The organism is Pseudocnuella soli (assembly GCF_004347775.1).
GTDB classification, from domain to species: domain Bacteria; phylum Bacteroidota; class Bacteroidia; order Chitinophagales; family Chitinophagaceae; genus Flavisolibacter; species Flavisolibacter aquaticus.
Genome location: NZ_CP037755.1, coordinates 1,151,759 through 1,167,932 on the forward strand (window position 1 = coordinate 1,151,759; position 16,174 = coordinate 1,167,932).

Sequence of the window (16,174 nt, forward strand, 5' to 3'; positions counted from 1 at the left end):
GCAGCTCTAACAGAAATACATTTTGATGACTGATACCGGGGGGCGGCTTTATACGCTGAAGTTTGGATTGTTGTGTGCCTCGTCTTTTCTTTTTTCTGCTTCGTTCAATATGCTCATTCCCGAGTTGCCGGCATACCTCAGTTCGATGGGTGGCGCCGAGTACAAAGGTTTGATCATTGCCCTGTTCACCGTTACAGCAGGTCTTTCGCGGCCGTTTAGTGGCAAGCTCACCGATACCATTGGCCGGGTGCCGGTAATGGCCATTGGTTCGCTGGTTTGCTTTGTATGCGGCTTTTTATACCCGTTGCTGGGCACTGTTGCAGGCTTTCTTACGCTTAGGCTTTTTCATGGTTTTTCCACCGGCTTCAAACCCACTGCCACGGCGGCTTATATTGCAGATGTGGTGGCGCCAAACCGCTGGGGCGAGGCCATGGGTTTTCACGGCATTTGCTTCAGCACAGGCATGGCCATCGGGCCCGCGCTGGGTTCATTTGTAACGGCGCAATACGGTATCAACGGGCTGTTTTATACTTCCTCACTTTTTGCCTTATTGTCCATTGTTATTTTGGGAAACCTGCCCGAAACACATCCCGAAAAGCAGCGGTTTAAATTTGCTTTTTTAAAACTGTCGGCGCATGAAATACTGGAGCCCCGCGTGTTGCCGGCAGCCATCATTACGCTGTTGGGATATGTAAGTTATGGCGCTGTGCTCACACTGGTACCCGACTGGAGCAGCCACCTGGGTGTGGGCAACAAAGGCACTTTCTTTATTGTGTTTACGGTTGCTTCTTTGCTGGTGCGTTTTGCCGCAGGCCGCGTATCCGACCGGCATGGGCGCATTGCTGTATTAAAATGGGCATCTGCGCTGTTGGTTGTTTCGCTATTGATCATTGGCTGGGCACAATCGGTGGTGGCGCTGATGGTGGGCGCATTTATTTATGGCATTGCCACCGGTCTTTTTTCGCCGGCATCTAATGCGCTTACAGCCGATTTAAGTTTACCCGAATACCGTGGTCGTGCCATGGCCACTATGTACATTGCTTTGGAAGTAGGCATTGGCTTAGGCGCCTTACTTGCGGGTTGGGCCTTTGCCGATCGCATGCACATGGTGCCGCCCATCTTTTTTGCATCGGCGCTGGTATCATTGGCGGGGCTTATTTATTTGCTGGTAAAATTCAGAAAGGGCAAGGGCATGCCGCAGCCCTGATGCTTGCACAAGAAAATGGGTTAACTTGGCCTCTATGAAAACATTGTTGCTGCCATTAGCCCTTTTTTGTTTGTGGGTAAATACCGCCACTGCACAATCGCGTTCCCTGTTTAACGGAAAAGACCTCAGCGGCTGGCATGCCGATGTGCCGCAGATGGATAAAGACAGCACGGCACGCAGCCCGTTTTTGGTGCGCAACGGTTTGCTGGTGAGCATGGGCAAACCCGGTGGTCACCTCATCACCGACGAGAAATTTGAAAACTACCGCCTCGAAGTGGAATACCGTTTTGCCGGCGACCCGGGCAACTGTGGCGTGCTGGTGCATGCCTCCACACCCCGCAACCTGTACGGCATGTTTCCCAAATCCATTGAAGTGCAGATGATGCACCAAAACGCCGGCGACTTTTGGGTGATTGGTGAAGACATTGTGGTGCCCGATATGGAAAAACGCCGCGGTCCCAAAGAAAAATGGGGCTCAGTGGATGGCAAGCTGCGCCGCATTCCCAACCTGACCGATGATTCGGAAAAGCCGCTGGGCCAATGGAACAGCATGACCATTGAAGCCGTAGGCGATAAAATTGTGGTGTGGGTAAACGGCACCATGGTGAATTACGGATATGAAGCTACTGCCAAAAAAGGCCAGATTGCATTGCAGGCCGAAGGCGCCGAAGTGGAGTTCCGCAAAGTGGTGCTGACACCGATCAAAAAGGTGAGCACGGATTGAGGTGGTGAATGGGCAATGGTGAATTTTGAGTCGTGAAACGTGAAACGTCAATCGTGAAAGAGGGAACTATGTATGTGAAGAGTAAAACGAAATGTGGCGTATTAAAAAAAAGCCCTTTTAATTATCACAAATAGTGTAAAAAAAATTGAAAACGCACAACTGCATTTTACATTCAATCAAAATCATCAAACCTTCACGTTTCACGTTTGACGACTTCCTCCATTCACCATTGCGCATTCACGATTGACGTTCCCCTCAATTCTTTCCCGCTAAATGCTCCTGCTCGCCTTCAGGTTCCACGCTGGTGTACGACCGCATGGGCTTGAGGTATCGGGCGCCGCTCTTGGTTTGAAAGCGGGTGGGTAGTTGCGACCATTTGCCGCCTTTATTGCTCCATACAAAAAAATGCAGGTGCGGAAAAAGCGAAAAGCCCGTCGTGCCGCTTCGGCCAATGGGCTGGCCCTGCCGCACCGTATCTCCAACATTTACCAGCACACCATCTTTTTGCAGGTGCCAGTAACCGGCCCTTGATCCGTCTTCGTGTTCAATAACAATATAGTTGGCAAATGGCCGGTACCTCCGGTTCCAGCCGCCCTTGTTGTTGTTGCCGGCGGTGCGTACCACCACACCATCACGGGCCGCGCTGATCAGTGTGCCTTCAGCCATTTTAAAATCAATAGCGGCACGATTGCGGTGCGAAAATCGGGTAAAATATCCTTGTACCATCAGGTAGCTTTTGCCTTTGGGATAAGGCAAGGCGTAAACAAAACTGGTGTCTTCCTTCAGGCGACCCCGCTGCAGGTTGCGGGCAGTGGCGCTCTGCGGGTCTTTCGACGCCACACAGCCTACCAAAAAAGCGGTGATTGAAAGAAGCAACAAAGGGTATGTAATTCGGTACTGCACGGTTTTGAAGGTATCAAAAAATACACCATCGTTTTGCTGGCTTTGAAAAAAGCCTTCCGGTATTTTGGGAAAACAAAAAGTTTAGCCGGCGGCAAGTTGCGTTGTGTTTGCAACAGCGCCTTTTTTGTTTAAAGATGAAGTACTTTATTCAAATAGTTATTTAACCATTGGTCCGGAAAAAAAGTTTGAATGCCTCAACTGTGCCTATATATTTGATCCAGAATTTTTAAACCCAAACTCCTGCGTTATGAACGTATTTAAAAAAGTGAGCGGCTTTTTAATGGCCGCCGTAATGGTGGTGTCTTTAACCGCCGCGTTTCCTTCTTCCAAAGTTTCTGAGCCTGTTGCCGTAGCTACCGAAGCACCTGCCGTTGGCAAAGTTTCGTACAAGCAAATGAAAGCAATGGCTACCAACGTCAAAGGCAGCAAGCTGACGATGAAGGAAAAAATTGCCCTCAAAGTTTTTGGTAAAAAGATCGCTACGAAAGGCAGCGCTCCTGCAGCCGAAGGCAAATCGCAAGTAATTGCCCTGATCCTTGTTGCCCTGCTGGGCGGCCTGGGCATTCACCGTTTTTACCTGGGTTACACCTGGCAAGGTGTGGTACAGTTGCTTACCCTTGGTGGCTGCGGTGTATGGGCGTTGATCGACCTGGTGCGCATCATCATGGGCACGTTGAAGCCAAACGGAAGCGAGTACGCTACTACGCTTTAATTTTACCAACAAACCAGTAACTGCTATGCGTTCGGTATCTTTTCGCTACTATTTTACCCTGGCCAAACTGGCGCTCATTGTATTGTTGCCGCCCGTTTTGCTGGCGCTGCCCGCCGACTTTTTCGATCATGGAGAAAGCATTTGTTTGTCCAAAGTATTGTTCGACTTTGAGTGTTACGGTTGCGGCATGACCCGTGCCTGCCAGCACCTCATACACCTCGATTTTGAAAATGCTTTTGCCTACAACATGGGTTCTTTTATTGCACTGCCGGCGGTGGCCATTATTTGGGTACAATGGTTTTTTAAAGAAATGCGCCTCATGCGCCTCTACCGCACTGCACTCAACAGCAAACTGGTTTAGCCCAATTTTGAAAGCAACAATGTTCTAAAGAAAAGGCCGCTCAATAGAGCGGCCTTTTCTTTAGAACTACAACATAAAAATTTTACTCTTTCACATTTCACGTTTGACGTTTCACGATCCAAACATTCACCATTCACCACTGCCCATTCACCACCTCAATCCGGCCGGTGCACCCGCTCCCTGCGTTCGCCCACCTGCTGGCGCCACATGGCGTAGTACAAGCCTTTTTGCTGCAGCAGGTCGGCATGGTTGCCGGTTTCCACCACGTGGCCACGTTCCAACACAAAAATAGTATCGGCATGCATGATGGTGCTGAGGCGGTGTGCAATCAAAATGGTGATCTGTTCGCGGCTGGCAGATATAGACCTGATGGTGGCTGTAATGCTTTCTTCGGTCAGTGAATCCAGTGCCGAAGTTGCTTCATCAAAGATCAGCAGGCGTGGGTTGCGCAGCAGGGCACGGGCAATGGAAATGCGTTGCTTTTCGCCGCCGCTCAATTTCATGCCGCCTTCGCCCAGCACGGTGTCAATGCCCTTTTCGCTGCGTTGCAGCAATCCTTCGCAAGCCGCTTTGTGCAGGGCTTCCAGTATTTCGGCATCGGTTGCGTCGGCTTTTACAAACAACAGGTTATCCCTGATGGTGCCGGCAAACAATTGCGTATCCTGCGTTACAAAACCAATCTGCCGGCGCAGCTCGTTGTAGCGTATTTCATCCGATCCTTCTTCGTTAAAATAAATGGCGCCGCTCACCGGTTTGTACAGGCCCACCAGCAATTTTACCAGCGTACTTTTTCCCGAGCCCGAAGGCCCTACAAACGCAATGGTTTCGCCCACTTTTACCGAAAAAGAAATATCGTCGATGGCATTACCCGATCCTGTTTTGTGTTTAAATACCACACTTTCAAAACGCAGGTTTTGCAGCGGCCCGATCTCCACCGGGTTTTCGGGGCGTTGCTCAATGGGTTTGTGCATCAACGTATCGAAGTTGTGAATGGACGCATCCACTTCGCGGTATTGCAAAATGATGTTGCCCAGGTCCTGCAGCGGGCCAAAAATGCCGGTGGAAATAAATTGCATGGTAATGAGCTCGCCGGTGCTGAGCACATTGCGGAAAATAAGCCATAGCAAAATAAACAGGATGGACTGCCGCAACAGGTTGAGCGTGGTGCCCTGCAAAAAAGAAAGCGTTCGCACCTTCCGCACCTTGATCATTTCCAGTTCGAAGATCTTCTGCGTTTGTTCGCGCAGCCTGCGTATTTCCGGAAACGTAAGCCCGAGGCTTTTTACCAGCTCAATGTTGCGCAGGCTTTCGGTGATCACACCGCTCATTTTATTGGTTTCGCGGTTGATGGAGCGCTGCACGGTTTTTATTTTTTTGGACAACAAACCGGTAACACTGCCCAGCACCAAAATGCCAATTACAAAAACTGGAATGAGCATCCAGTTTTTGGTGATGCTGTACCAAATAAGGAAGCCAATGCCAACGATGGAGGAAAAAACAACGTTGATGAATGAGTTGATGAACCGTTCCGTGTCGGTCTTTACTTTTTGCAACACCGAAAGGGTTTCGCCGCTGCGGCTTTCTTCAAATTCCTGGAAGTTGAGACGCAGGGTTTGCTTTAGCCCATCGTTGAAAATTTGCATGCCAAAACGCGCCACAGCCAGCCTTGTGGTATATTCCTGGAAAGCCTTTGCCAGCCGCGCTGCCAATGCCACCGCAACGGCAACGCCCAGCCAAAAAAGCACGCCATTGATCAATTCGCTTTCGGGGCGGCTGCCGCGTTGGTTGGCATAGTCGTCGATGATTTTACCAAAAATGATCGGGTCGATAAGGGTGAGCAACTGCGCTACAGTGGCCAGTAAAAGCGATAGCAACAAAAGCGGACGGTGTGGCTGGAGGTAACGCCAAAGAATCTGCATGTAACATTATTCGTCAAAAAACGCACCGGGCTGCAATAGTGCCGGGCAGTTGGTTGCGCTGTATTTTATGGATAAAAAAAGCGCCCCCTTGCGGAGGCGCCCTATAACTATAAACAAACTTGCGGATTAAAGGTTGGCCCTGCTTTTTTTAAAAAGTTTTGCCTTCCATTTTTTTGCCATCGGCATCCAGTTCCACCACTTCGTAACCCAGCTTTTTAACCTTTTCCATAATGGTGGCTTTGTCGCCTACCAGCAGGATGTTCATTTGCTCGGGTTTCAGTTGTTTTTGTGCAATGGCTTTCATTTGCGCCGGTGTCATGCCCTGCAAAATTTTGGCTTGCTGCGCTACAAAATCAGCCGGCAGGTTGTAGTTCAGGATCCGCGATACAAACGCGGCTTTCTGGAAACCGGTTTCGTAGTTGCGGGCATCGGCCTGGCCAATGGCGCTTTTCATAAAGGCCACTTCATCAGGCGTAGGTCCGTTTTGCACGTACTCTTTTATTTCCCGCATTACCTCGGCCAGTGCGCTGTCGGTAGCGCCGGCTTTAATGCCCGAGCTAAACTCGTAGTCGCCGGAATGCTCATCGCCGCTAAAGAAAGAGCGGGCACCGTAGGTCCAGCCTTTGTCCTCGCGCAGGTTGAGGTTGATGCGGCTGTTAAACGCGCCGCCCAGCGGCCAGTTCATCAGGTAAGCCTTGTAGTAGTCACCGGTTGCGTCGTATTTGAGCCCGGTAGTGTAACCCACGCGAAACTCGCTTTGTGCAGCCTTGGGCACATCCACCAGGTACACTTTGGTTTTATCTACTGCCGGTGTGGGATCGATCTTGGCCAGTGTGATTTTTTTCTTCGGCAGTTTGTTCAGGAACGCCAGTTTGGGAGTCACTTCGGCTTCGGTGATATCGCCTACCACCACCACGTTGGCATCGACCGATGTCATGTAGTTGTTGTAGTAATTCTGGATATCGGCCAGTGTGATGGCTTTCACGGTTTCCTCGGTGCCTTCCTGCGGCATGCCCAGGATGTGGTTGTCGCCGTAGTTTAGTTTTGCAAAAACGGCATCGGCCACTGCATCGGGCTGTGCCTTTTGTGCTTTAAACGATTCCAGTGTTTGCTTTTGAATGCGGGTAAATGCATCCTCTGTAAACTTCGGGTTCAGCATCCGCTCTTCCAGCAGCTTCAGCGTTTTGTCGAAGTTTTTCTTCAGCGATTGTACGGAGTAAACAATACCGTCGGTGCTGCTGCTAACTGAAATGGATGAACCCAGTTTTTGCAATTCCACCGCCATTTGTTCGGCCGTGTAGTTCTTGGTGTCTTCGGCCATCATATCAGAAAACAGTGAAGCAAGGCCTGCTTTCTTCAGGTCGCCGGCCTGCGCCAGGTGACCACCCGGAATGGTAACCGAAAATGTAACCAGCGGTACTTCAGTGTTTTGGGTGCCGATTACTTTAGCGCCGTTGGGCAGGTTCTTGCGCCAAAATGCAGGCACTTTCACCACGGGATTAGCACCGTTGCCCGGTACTTTTTTGCGGTCGAAATTGTCTTTTGCTTTGCTGTAGTTGAGGCCTGCATAGCCGTAATCCGGCGCTTTGTAGCCCGATGTATCGATCTTGAAATTGTCCGGTGCAGCGGCCATTTTTTCCTGCCCTTTGGGCAAAATGCTCAGCACCACCGACGGCTTGCCTTTGATGTACTGGTTGTACACCCGCATTACATCTTCCTTGGTAACAGAAGTGTACATTTTCAGCAACTCGGAAATTTTGTTGGGGTTGCCGGTAAATGTTTGGAAGGCCGCCAGCTGCGAAGCCTTGCCCGAAACACTTTGCAGGCCATTGATCAATTGCGATTCGATGCCGCCCTTGAATTTTTCCACGTCTTCAGTCGTTACGCCACGGGCTTCAAACGAATCCAGCGAAGCGCGGTATAGTGCTTCCATGTCGGCCAGGGTTTTGCCCGGCAATGGAATAAACTGGAACATCAGCTCGCCGGAAAGCTCCGACAGTTGCGAAAAACCACTGGCGTTCAGTGCCAGTTGTTTTTTTACCAACTGCTGGTACAGCACAGAGTTGCGGCCCTGGCCCAGCACCTGCGCCAGGCATGCCAGTGGCGCCATATCGGGGTGATAGTTGGGCACGGTCGGGTAGGTAATGGCCAGCAGCGGCAGGCGTGCATAGTTGTCTACATACGAAGTATAACGGGTGCTGCCCAACTGCGCAGCAGGCAGGGTAACCGGTGCTACTTCGGGGCCACGCGGAATGGAACCAAAATATTTGTCTACCAGCTTCACCACGTCGGCAGGCTTCACATCGCCGCCAACGGTTACCGTGGCGTTGTTGGGGCCATACCAGCGCAGGAAAAAGTTTTTGAGGTCGTTCACATTCACCCGGTCCAGGTCCTCTACATATCCGATGGTGAGCCAGGAGTAGGGATGGCCGTAGGGGTAAAGCGCCTGGCTTACTTTTTCAAAAGCCAGTCCGTAAGGGCGGTTGTCGTAATTCTGTCCCCGCTCATTTTTTACGGTAGCCCGCTGGATCTCGAATTTTTGCTGCGTTACTGCATCCAGCAAAAAGCCCATACGGTCGGCTTCCAGCCACAGCATTTTTTCGAGCTGGTTGGCGGGTACGGTTTCAAAATAGTTGGTGCGGTCGCGGTTGGTGGTGCCGTTCAGTGTGCCGCCCGATTCGGTTACTATTTTAAAATGCTGTTCGTCGGCCACGTTGTCGGAGCCCTGGAACATCATGTGTTCGAAAAAGTGTGCAAACCCCGATTTGCCGATCTCTTCACGTGCCGAACCTACGTGGTAGGTTACATCCACATGCACCACGGGATCGCTGTGGTCTTCGTGTACAATAACGGTAAGGCCGTTGGGTAAAACATATTTTTCGTAAGGAATGACCAGCTCAGTGCCGGTCTTGGTTACCTTTTCCACCAGCTTGGCCTGCCCAAACGCCGTGCTTACCAGCAGCAGCGCACCGGCGGCAAGCACCAGTACTTTGTTTTTCTTCATGTGTCGTTGTGTTGATGATCAATGGTTGCGGGCACCGGTTGCAGTGCCTTTGTGCAGTGTTGAATGAGGGCTACAAGTTACTGCAAAGCGGGGTTGCAGTTTTTACCGCTTGTCATTTTTTTATAACAAGGCCCTGCGGGCCGCTTGCCGTTTGTACCGCTGCTTTGCCGTGCATGCATTGTGTTATTTGTGCCGTTGGCGGCGTCGGGTTTTCTTTTTTATTTTAGCCAAAATTTTACCGAACATGACTCCTTATTCCCAACGATCACATGAAATAGACTATAAAATACTGGGCGAAGAAATGCAGTGCGTGGAGATTGAGCTTGATCCCAACGAAACCGCGGTTGCAGAAAGTGGCGCCTTTATGATGATGGATGACGGCATTCAGATGGAAACGATTTTTGGTGACGGCAGTAGCCAGCAAAAAGGCTTTTTGGGCAAACTGATGGGTGCCGGCAAACGCCTGCTCACCGGCGAAAGCCTGTTTATGACGGCCTTTACCAACGTGGGCCAAGGCCGTAGAAAAGTAACTTTTGCATCGCCTTATCCGGGCAAGGTTATTCCGATGGACCTGATGCGGCTGGGCGGCAAAATGATCTGCCAGAAAGATTCGTTTTTGTGTGCGGCAAAAGGGGTGAGTGTGGGCATCGAGTTTCAGCGCAAACTGGGCACTGGCCTGTTTGGCGGCGAAGGTTTTATCATGCAAAAATTGGAAGGCGATGGGCTGGCATTTGTACACGCTGGCGGACATATTGTGGAACGCGATCTGCAACCCGGCGAAATGCTGAAAGTGGACACCGGCTGTTTGGTGGCTTTTACCCCTTCGGTTGATTACGACATCCAGTTTGTAGGCGGGATTAAAAATACTTTTTTCGGCGGCGAAGGGCTGTTCTTTGCCACGCTGCGCGGCCCCGGCCGGGTGTGGATCCAAACCTTACCGGTAAGCCGGCTGGCCAGCCGCATTTTGCAATACGGCACCACTACCCGAAAAGGCGAAGGCAGTGTGCTTGGCGGACTGGGTAATGTGTTGGACGGAGATGGATGGTAGGGAGCAGTTGATAGTTGGTAGTTGACAGTAAATTATACGAAAGGGCGCTGAACCATCAGCGCCCTTTCGTATTGAATTTAATGGGTTAGTTACTGACGGCCTTTTTTCTTGTCTTTTTTACGGCCATAAATATAGCCGGTACCGGCACCTACCACACCGCCAATCACTGCGCCTTTACTGTCGTTGCGACTAACGACTGCACCGGTAGCTGCACCCGCTGCACCACCAATGGCTGCACCTTTGGCTTTGCGGCTCCAGCCTTTCTTGGTTTTGGTCCTCGTTTGCGCATCAGCATCATTTACTATACCCGAACCAATGGTCATGGCAAAAGCCAGGGTCAGTATACTCAAACACTTTTTCATAGTTCCGTTTTTTGGTTAACAATGGGTATCACACGGCGGGTATAAAACTAAAATCAGGCCAATGGAACACTCCCTAACCCAACGGACCGGTACGTTTCCCAATTTGTTGCAGCAACAGTTTAATAGAAAAATGGGCACTGTTTATTCTTCTATCCGCGATGGTATAATGGTGATGCTGCCGTCTTTTTCCAGCACGGCATATTTTACCTGGTCCATGCGTTCGAGGCCCGGGTTTTGGCGGGCAGCCTGCATTACATCTTCTTCATCCACACCGGTCTTTTTCATTCTTTCTTTCAGCGGTTGTCCATGGTCTACCACAATCAGCGGCAGGCCCTCGGCAACCCGGTCAAAAAGCTTGAATTTTTCTTTGAAAAAAGAAAGCACTACATCAATGCCCATAAGTGTGGCAATCAGCAGCATGGCGTTGGTGATGCTGTAGTCTTCGCCGACCAGTGCGTTTTGCGTTACCTCCGAAATAATGAGCAGTACCACAAAGTCAAAAGTGGTGGTATTGGCCAGCCTGCGTTTGCCCATGAACCGGAATATAATGAGCAGGAACAGGTAAATAATGACGCCTCGCATTACCGGGTTCATATCAGGGATATATAAAGTGAGAAATAGGAATAAACTGGTCGTTGATCCACACGGCGCCGTGCAGGTTGCCGGTGGTTTGCGGCTTGATGAAAAAATGCGCCATCAGGTTCTGGTCGGTTTGAAAAACATACCACACCTGCCCGCTGCGGATAAATGATGCTTCGGGCTGCGGCACAATATGTTCCACCTTCAGGTGTTGCATATAATCAAGCGGAAAAGAAACGGCCGACCGGCCGGCCACGCTGGTCATGCTCACCAGCATATCCATTTCGCCATTGTGGCGCAAAAAGCGGTCGAATTGGATCATGGCACTGCCCTGCCGCAACACTTTTTTACTTAAAATGCCCTGGCCAAAAAAGCCCAGTGCACCGGCAATAACAATAACCATAATGATGGCCCTGCCAATGGGCTTGGCGATCCATCCTTTTCGATGCAGTTTCAGGTCTTCATCCAAATCTAAGGAGTGATGTACTTCTTCAAAACGGGTACTCATTGCCGTTCATTTTGTTGCACCTGTGCAAAATGAAGGCCAAGGGAGGGGGGAGGGTTGACAGTTGATAGTTGGTAGTTGGTTGAGATGGTGGATGGTAGATGATGGGCAGTCGGCAGTTGAGAGTCGGGAGTTAGAATTCCGTAGGTAATTATTTGTACGTTGTTGTTAGGAACGTTTGTCAATTTCCTTGCTGCAAACAACCGCCGTCATTGCAAGGCGCAGCACCAGCTTTATAGTTTAGTAAAATATATGCGCCGAAGCAATCTCCTCACACCTTAATGCACTCACAACAAACTGCGCAACAAAACGCATCTCCACCAACTATCATCCATCATCTACCATCCATCATCACTTCCTTCACCGCCTGCTCCGGCGGTGTTGCGGTTATGCCAAACCGTTGGGTAAACTTACTGCTGTCGAAAACATAGTCCTGCTCAAACTGGTACACCATTTCTTTGAACTCCTTCAGCACCGGAACAAAAATGCCCAGCAATCCCATTGCCCATTTAGGCAATACTGAAATGCGCGGTTGTTTGTGCTGAACGTTTGCAATCAGCTCCACCCATTGCCTGCCGGTAAGTGGTGCGGCGGTGGGCAGGTGCCAGACTCCATTCCAAGCATCCTGCGTTTGGGCCAGCAAGGCCGTGGCATTGGCAGCATCGGGCACGTAGGTAAATGCGTGTAATTTATCTGCGTTGCCCATCCACATCGCTTTTTTTCCTTTGGCTAAATTGTTGGCCACCATCTCCACCAGCACACTGTTTTTGGCGCTGATAAAATCGGCTGCCCGAACGATCATTGCCTGCAGGTTGCCGGCAGCAATTTCATCCAAAATCATTTGTGCAATCTGTGCCCGCACGGCACCTTTTTTACTTACCGGCCGCACCGGTGTTGCTTCGGTAAGGCAGTTCAGGTAAGCGGGGTCGTACATATACACATTGTCGAAAAATACCAGCCTGGCACCGTGCTGTTTGCAGGCATCAATTACATGGCGCATGATGATGGGCCACTGTTGTTGCCATACAGAAGTTTTATACTCCAGGCCTGCCACTAGGTACACTGTTTCCGATCCGGCCACAGCTTTTGCCACTGCTTCTTTATTGGTAAGATCGGCTGCAAATAGTTGGTCGTTTTCCGCCAGTTTTTTGGGGTTGTGGGCACAAATGTAAGCAGGCCATTTATTGGGCGGCAAAGAATTGGATCGGCGGCTATGTAAGGTGCAACAACGCCAACCGTTTTTGACCCTACGCTGAAGCGTATAAGCCAGCACCCTTGTCCTCTTTGTCATGCAGGTGTTTTCTTTACACCCCGCTAACATTCATCATCCTTGCAATCCCTTTGGCATTCGTACCTTTGCACCCTCAATTTTGTATATGACACGTACACAGGAGGTTCTTCAGGATGTGGTGATCAAATTTGCGGGCGACAGTGGCGATGGCATGCAGCTTACCGGCACGCAGTTTACCCAAAACACCGCCCTGCTGGGTGCCGACCTTTCCACCTTCCCCGACTTCCCCGCCGAGATCCGTGCCCCACAGGGCACCATCCCCGGGGTAAGCGGTTACCAATTGCGTTTTTCTTCCGAAAGCATTTATACGCCTGGCGATCAGTGGGATGTGCTGGTGGCCATGAACGCCGCCGCACTGAAAACCAACCTCAAAAACCTGAAAAAAGGCGGCAAGCTCATTGTCAACGTGGATGGTTTTGACGTAAAAAACCTGCGGCTGGCTAACTACCCCGATGGCATTAACCCGCTGGAAAATGGTTCGCTGGAAGGCTACGAGGTGATCAAAATGGACATCACCAAAATGACCCGCGAAGCGCTGAAAGAAGTACAGGGTTTGGGCACCAAGGAAAAGGACCGCGCCAAAAATATGTTTGTGCTGGGCTTTTTGTACTGGATGTACAACCGCGATATGGCCAGCACCGAGCAGTTCCTGACCGAGAAGTTTGGTAAAAAGGCCGAGATCCTCGATTCCAACATCAAGGCGCTGCGGGCCGGTTACAACTATGGCGATACCACCGAAACCTTTACCACGCAGTTCCGGGTGGAAAAAGCCCGCATTGCCGCCGGCTCTTACCGTTCCATTATGGGCAACCAGGCGCTGGCCTACGGCCTTATTGCTGCTTCGGTAAAAAGCGGCTTGCCCATGTTCCTGGGCACTTACCCCATCACGCCGGCTTCCGATATTTTGCACGAGCTGAGCAAGCATAAAAATTTTGGCATCAAAACCTTCCAGGCCGAAGATGAAATTGCCGGTATTTCGGCGGCCATTGGCGCAGCTTATGGCGGCCACCTGGGTGTAACCACCACATCGGGTCCCGGCATGGCGCTGAAAACCGAAGCTATGGGCCTGGCCATGATGCTCGAAATTCCGCTGGTGATTGTCAACGTGCAGCGTGGCGGCCCCTCAACCGGTTTGCCCACCAAAACGGAACAAAGCGATTTGCTGCAGGCTTATTATGGCCGCAACGGCGAATCGCCCATGCCGGTGGTGTCGGCATCAACGCCTTCCGATTGTTTTGAAGCGGTGTACGAAGCTACCCGCATTGCGGTGGAGCATATGACGCCGGTGATCTTCTTGAGCGATGGCTATATCGCCAACGGCGCCGAGCCCTGGATGTATCCTTCGGCCGATAGCCTGCAGCCCATTAAGGTGGAATTCAAAACCGAGCTGGGCTACGACGAAGCCAAGTTTCAGCCCTACAAACGCGATGAGCGGGGTGTGCGGCCCTGGGCCGTGCCCGGCACGCCAGGACTGGAGCACCGCATTGGCGGATTGGAAAAGGAAAACATTAGCGGCAACGTAAGCTACGACCCCGAGAACCATCAGCTGATGGTGAAACTGCGCCAGCAAAAGGTGGACATGATTGCGCAATATATTCCGGAGCAGCAACTGGACAACGGCCCTGAACAGGGCGACCTGCTGGTGCTGGGCTGGGGCTCTACCTACGGCGTGATCAAAACCGCGGTGGCCGAAATGGTTGCCGAAGGCTACAGCGTGGCGCATGCCCACCTGCGCTACATGCGGCCGTTTCCGCGCAACCTGGGCAACATGCTGCGCAACTATAAAAAGGTGCTCATTCCCGAGATTAACAACGGGCAGTTGGTAAAAATCATCCGCGCCGAATACCTGGTGGATGCGCAGGCTTACAACAAAATCATGGGTGTGCCCATTACAAAGTCGGAGTTGATTGATGCCATCCGCCGCCAGATTGTAGGTTAAACAGTATTCTCTGTCAGCATCATAATTTAAAAGGGCCTTGAAAGACTTAATCTTTCAGGCCTTTTAAATTTTCACCACCTCATTTAGCCCCTGTCATCCTAAGCGCAGCGAAGGGTCTGAGCCTGCACCAGCAAAAAACTTCGAAACATCAAAGAGTCCGCCTATTATCTAACCATACCTCATTTGCAATACGCAGATGATTCGCTGTGCTCAGCATGACAAAGACAAAGCGGGTTTCATAAAAAAAGGCCACATAGACTGAACGCTATGTGGCCTTTTTTACAATAATGTTCTTTCAATCAAAGAAGCTCGGGGTGCGGTCAATAATCAATCAACGGCGCACTGCTGCTGATATTGGGGTTGGACGCACCATACAGCGCCGCCACGGCAAACGCCACCACCGATGCAATCAATCCCCACATAAAAATGGTATAGGCAATGCGCAGAAACCGGTATTTGCGGGCCAGCACCACGCCCAGGAAATAAATGTCCTTGATCATGCTGTTGTACAGGTACTCACGGTCTTTCAGCATTTCGTTCATGCCCCATTGGTACTCTTCCAGCTGCATGCGGAAGAAGTTGCCAAAAAACAGCAGGTTGGCCCGCTTGCTGCGGATGTCTTCCTCAGTAAAGCGGCCGCTGCTCACCGATGGGCGGGTGGACAGGATGGCAAAGATCATGGCGCTGAGGCAGGTAATGGCCAACATGGCCGTGGGTATGATGTATTGCTTGTAATACGGAATGCGCACCAGCAGCACCGTAAGCACCACCGATATAATGATGGCGTTTACCGAGATCATGATGTTGGCTTTGCCATCGGCCAGCGAGCTCAACTCAAAATGGTTGTTGGAGGTGGTGCGAAACATGGTTTGCACCCCACGTTCCGTAGTTTTTTGCTCGGCCTTGGCCAGCTCGGGGTCTGTAATGGCGGCGGCCTGCGTGTACGGAAACACCGGCGGCTCGGGCTTGCTTTCCGGCTCGGCTTTATCGGCTTTGCCGCCTTTTTTGTGCAGGCTTTGCAGGTTGGCTGCTTTTTGCGGCTCCAGGTGCTCTTTGCCGTAGTCGGTAAAATAGCGGTGCATTTCTAAAAACGTAATGTTGTTTTTGCGCCACTCCTTGCCCGATATTTTGCGGCCCAGCAGCGCTTCCTGTTCCTGTTTCAGCAACTGGCTGCGGGCTTTAAAATCCTGGGTGGAAAGATGGTACAGGTCGGCATCACAAAGGATTTTTTCCACCAAACTTACCGGCGACTGCGGCATGCGGGTAGCCTGGATGCAGGAGCCTACTCGTTGTTGAATGATGGGATCGGCCTCCTGGCCGGCCAAAAAATCCTGGGCTATGCGTACGCTTTCGGCCTCGTGGCCGGTGGCTTCGCCTTTAATATATCCGGTGTCGTGAAACCAGGCTGCCAGCATCAGCACCAACCGGTCATCGGCTTCCAGCTTGTGGTAATCGGCCATGTAGCTGCAGGCCTCCACCACATCTTCGGTATGCTCCAGGCTGTGAAAAACAAACTGCGGCCGAACCCGGTGTTGGTATAAATCGGTCACAAAATCCCTTGCTGCGCTCAATAATAGCTCATTGGTTTCGGACATGGGTGGTGCGTTGTTTGATACTTAA

The 16,174-nt window shown here is 51.1% G+C and carries 14 protein-coding genes; 6 read left to right on the forward strand and 8 right to left on the reverse strand.

Features of this window, described 5'->3' with window-relative positions; genetic code table 11:
• Positions 1–25 precede the first annotated feature (25 nt).
• Together EPD17_RS04910 and EPD17_RS04915 are read left to right on the forward strand one after the other, a co-directional pair.
• A complete protein-coding gene (locus EPD17_RS04910; RefSeq protein ID WP_132052266.1) occupies positions 26–1,207 on the forward strand; it encodes an MFS transporter in 1,182 nt (393 codons plus the stop codon).
• Positions 1,208–1,241: 34 nt separating this feature from the next.
• Positions 1,242–1,931, forward strand: coding sequence for a 3-keto-disaccharide hydrolase (locus EPD17_RS04915; protein WP_132052268.1), 690 nt, complete (start codon positions 1,242–1,244; stop codon positions 1,929–1,931).
• A 255-nt stretch (positions 1,932–2,186) separates the two neighbouring features.
• Here EPD17_RS04915 and EPD17_RS04920 read toward each other — a convergent pair whose 3' ends face one another.
• A complete protein-coding gene (locus EPD17_RS04920; protein WP_132052270.1) occupies positions 2,187–2,810 on the reverse strand; it encodes a M23 family metallopeptidase in 624 nt (207 codons plus the stop codon).
• 271 nt (positions 2,811–3,081) lie between these two features.
• Between EPD17_RS04920 and EPD17_RS20080 the strand changes: the two genes are divergently transcribed.
• On the forward strand, positions 3,082–3,546 hold the full coding sequence (locus tag EPD17_RS20080; protein ID WP_204743305.1) for a TM2 domain-containing protein: 465 nt from the start codon (positions 3,082–3,084) through the stop codon (positions 3,544–3,546).
• A gap of 25 nt (positions 3,547–3,571) precedes the next feature.
• The gene (locus tag EPD17_RS04930) at positions 3,572–3,907 is read left to right on the forward strand and encodes a DUF2752 domain-containing protein (RefSeq protein WP_132052272.1); all 336 of its coding nucleotides are present in this window, start codon (positions 3,572–3,574) and stop codon (positions 3,905–3,907) included.
• A gap of 155 nt (positions 3,908–4,062) precedes the next feature.
• Here the strand turns inward: EPD17_RS04930 and EPD17_RS04935 are convergent, their stop codons facing one another.
• Both EPD17_RS04935 and EPD17_RS04940 read right to left on the reverse strand, forming a co-directional pair.
• Complete coding sequence (locus EPD17_RS04935) at positions 4,063–5,826, reverse strand: ABC transporter ATP-binding protein (protein WP_132052274.1); 1,764 nt, start codon at positions 5,824–5,826, stop codon at positions 4,063–4,065.
• A gap of 148 nt (positions 5,827–5,974) precedes the next feature.
• On the reverse strand, positions 5,975–8,830 hold the full coding sequence (locus EPD17_RS04940) for a M16 family metallopeptidase (RefSeq protein ID WP_132052276.1): 2,856 nt from the start codon (positions 8,828–8,830) through the stop codon (positions 5,975–5,977).
• 244 nt (positions 8,831–9,074) lie between these two features.
• Here EPD17_RS04940 and EPD17_RS04945 point away from each other — a divergent pair, with 244 nt between their 5' ends.
• Positions 9,075–9,878 carry a TIGR00266 family protein gene (locus tag EPD17_RS04945; protein WP_114236534.1) on the forward strand — a complete coding sequence of 268 codons (804 nt, stop codon included), beginning with the start codon at positions 9,075–9,077 and terminating at the stop codon, positions 9,876–9,878.
• Between the two features lie 89 nt (positions 9,879–9,967).
• Here EPD17_RS04945 and EPD17_RS04950 read toward each other — a convergent pair whose 3' ends face one another.
• The 4 genes from EPD17_RS04950 to EPD17_RS04965 all read right to left on the reverse strand — a co-directional run bounded on the left by EPD17_RS04950 (position 9,968) and on the right by EPD17_RS04965 (position 12,615).
• Positions 9,968–10,240 (reverse strand): YMGG-like glycine zipper-containing protein, encoded by a 273-nt coding sequence (locus EPD17_RS04950; protein WP_132052278.1) that lies wholly within the window; start codon positions 10,238–10,240, stop codon positions 9,968–9,970.
• Positions 10,241–10,381: 141 nt separating this feature from the next.
• Entirely contained in the window at positions 10,382–10,834 is a 453-nt protein-coding gene (locus EPD17_RS04955; protein WP_132052280.1) for a DUF421 domain-containing protein, read from the reverse strand.
• Between the two features lies 1 nt (position 10,835).
• Positions 10,836–11,327: a hypothetical protein gene (locus EPD17_RS04960; protein ID WP_132052282.1), complete on the reverse strand. Its 492-nt coding sequence runs from the start codon at positions 11,325–11,327 to the stop codon at positions 10,836–10,838.
• 331 nt (positions 11,328–11,658) lie between these two features.
• Positions 11,659–12,615, reverse strand: coding sequence for an NAD-dependent epimerase/dehydratase family protein (locus EPD17_RS04965; protein ID WP_165929525.1), 957 nt, complete (start codon positions 12,613–12,615; stop codon positions 11,659–11,661).
• Between the two features lie 85 nt (positions 12,616–12,700).
• On the opposite strand from EPD17_RS04965, the gene EPD17_RS04970 reads away from it, so the two are divergent.
• The gene (locus EPD17_RS04970; protein ID WP_132052286.1) at positions 12,701–14,554 is read left to right on the forward strand and encodes a 2-oxoacid:acceptor oxidoreductase subunit alpha; all 1,854 of its coding nucleotides are present in this window, start codon (positions 12,701–12,703) and stop codon (positions 14,552–14,554) included.
• A 320-nt stretch (positions 14,555–14,874) separates the two neighbouring features.
• On the opposite strand, the gene EPD17_RS04975 is transcribed toward EPD17_RS04970, so the two are convergent.
• A complete protein-coding gene (locus EPD17_RS04975; protein ID WP_132052288.1) occupies positions 14,875–16,149 on the reverse strand; it encodes a Pycsar system effector family protein in 1,275 nt (424 codons plus the stop codon).
• Between the last annotated feature and the right edge of the window lie 25 nt (positions 16,150–16,174).

Coding starts and splice junctions, on each gene's coding strand:
- EPD17_RS04910 (WP_132052266.1), top strand. CDS start 26: ATGACTGATACCGGGGGGCGGCTTTATACGCTGAAGTTTGGATTGTTG.
- EPD17_RS04915 (WP_132052268.1), top strand. CDS start 1,242: ATGAAAACATTGTTGCTGCCATTAGCCCTTTTTTGTTTGTGGGTAAAT.
- EPD17_RS20080 (WP_204743305.1), top strand. CDS start 3,082: ATGAACGTATTTAAAAAAGTGAGCGGCTTTTTAATGGCCGCCGTAATG.
- EPD17_RS04930 (WP_132052272.1), top strand. CDS start 3,572: ATGCGTTCGGTATCTTTTCGCTACTATTTTACCCTGGCCAAACTGGCG.
- EPD17_RS04935 (WP_132052274.1), bottom strand. CDS start 5,826: ATGCAGATTCTTTGGCGTTACCTCCAGCCACACCGTCCGCTTTTGTTG.
- EPD17_RS04940 (WP_132052276.1), bottom strand. CDS start 8,830: ATGAAGAAAAACAAAGTACTGGTGCTTGCCGCCGGTGCGCTGCTGCTG.
- EPD17_RS04945 (WP_114236534.1), top strand. CDS start 9,075: ATGACTCCTTATTCCCAACGATCACATGAAATAGACTATAAAATACTG.
- EPD17_RS04950 (WP_132052278.1), bottom strand. CDS start 10,240: ATGAAAAAGTGTTTGAGTATACTGACCCTGGCTTTTGCCATGACCATT.
- EPD17_RS04955 (WP_132052280.1), bottom strand. CDS start 10,834: ATGAACCCGGTAATGCGAGGCGTCATTATTTACCTGTTCCTGCTCATT.
- EPD17_RS04960 (WP_132052282.1), bottom strand. CDS start 11,327: ATGAGTACCCGTTTTGAAGAAGTACATCACTCCTTAGATTTGGATGAA.
- EPD17_RS04965 (WP_165929525.1), bottom strand. CDS start 12,615: ATGACAAAGAGGACAAGGGTGCTGGCTTATACGCTTCAGCGTAGGGTC.
- EPD17_RS04970 (WP_132052286.1), top strand. CDS start 12,701: ATGACACGTACACAGGAGGTTCTTCAGGATGTGGTGATCAAATTTGCG.
- EPD17_RS04975 (WP_132052288.1), bottom strand. CDS start 16,149: ATGTCCGAAACCAATGAGCTATTATTGAGCGCAGCAAGGGATTTTGTG.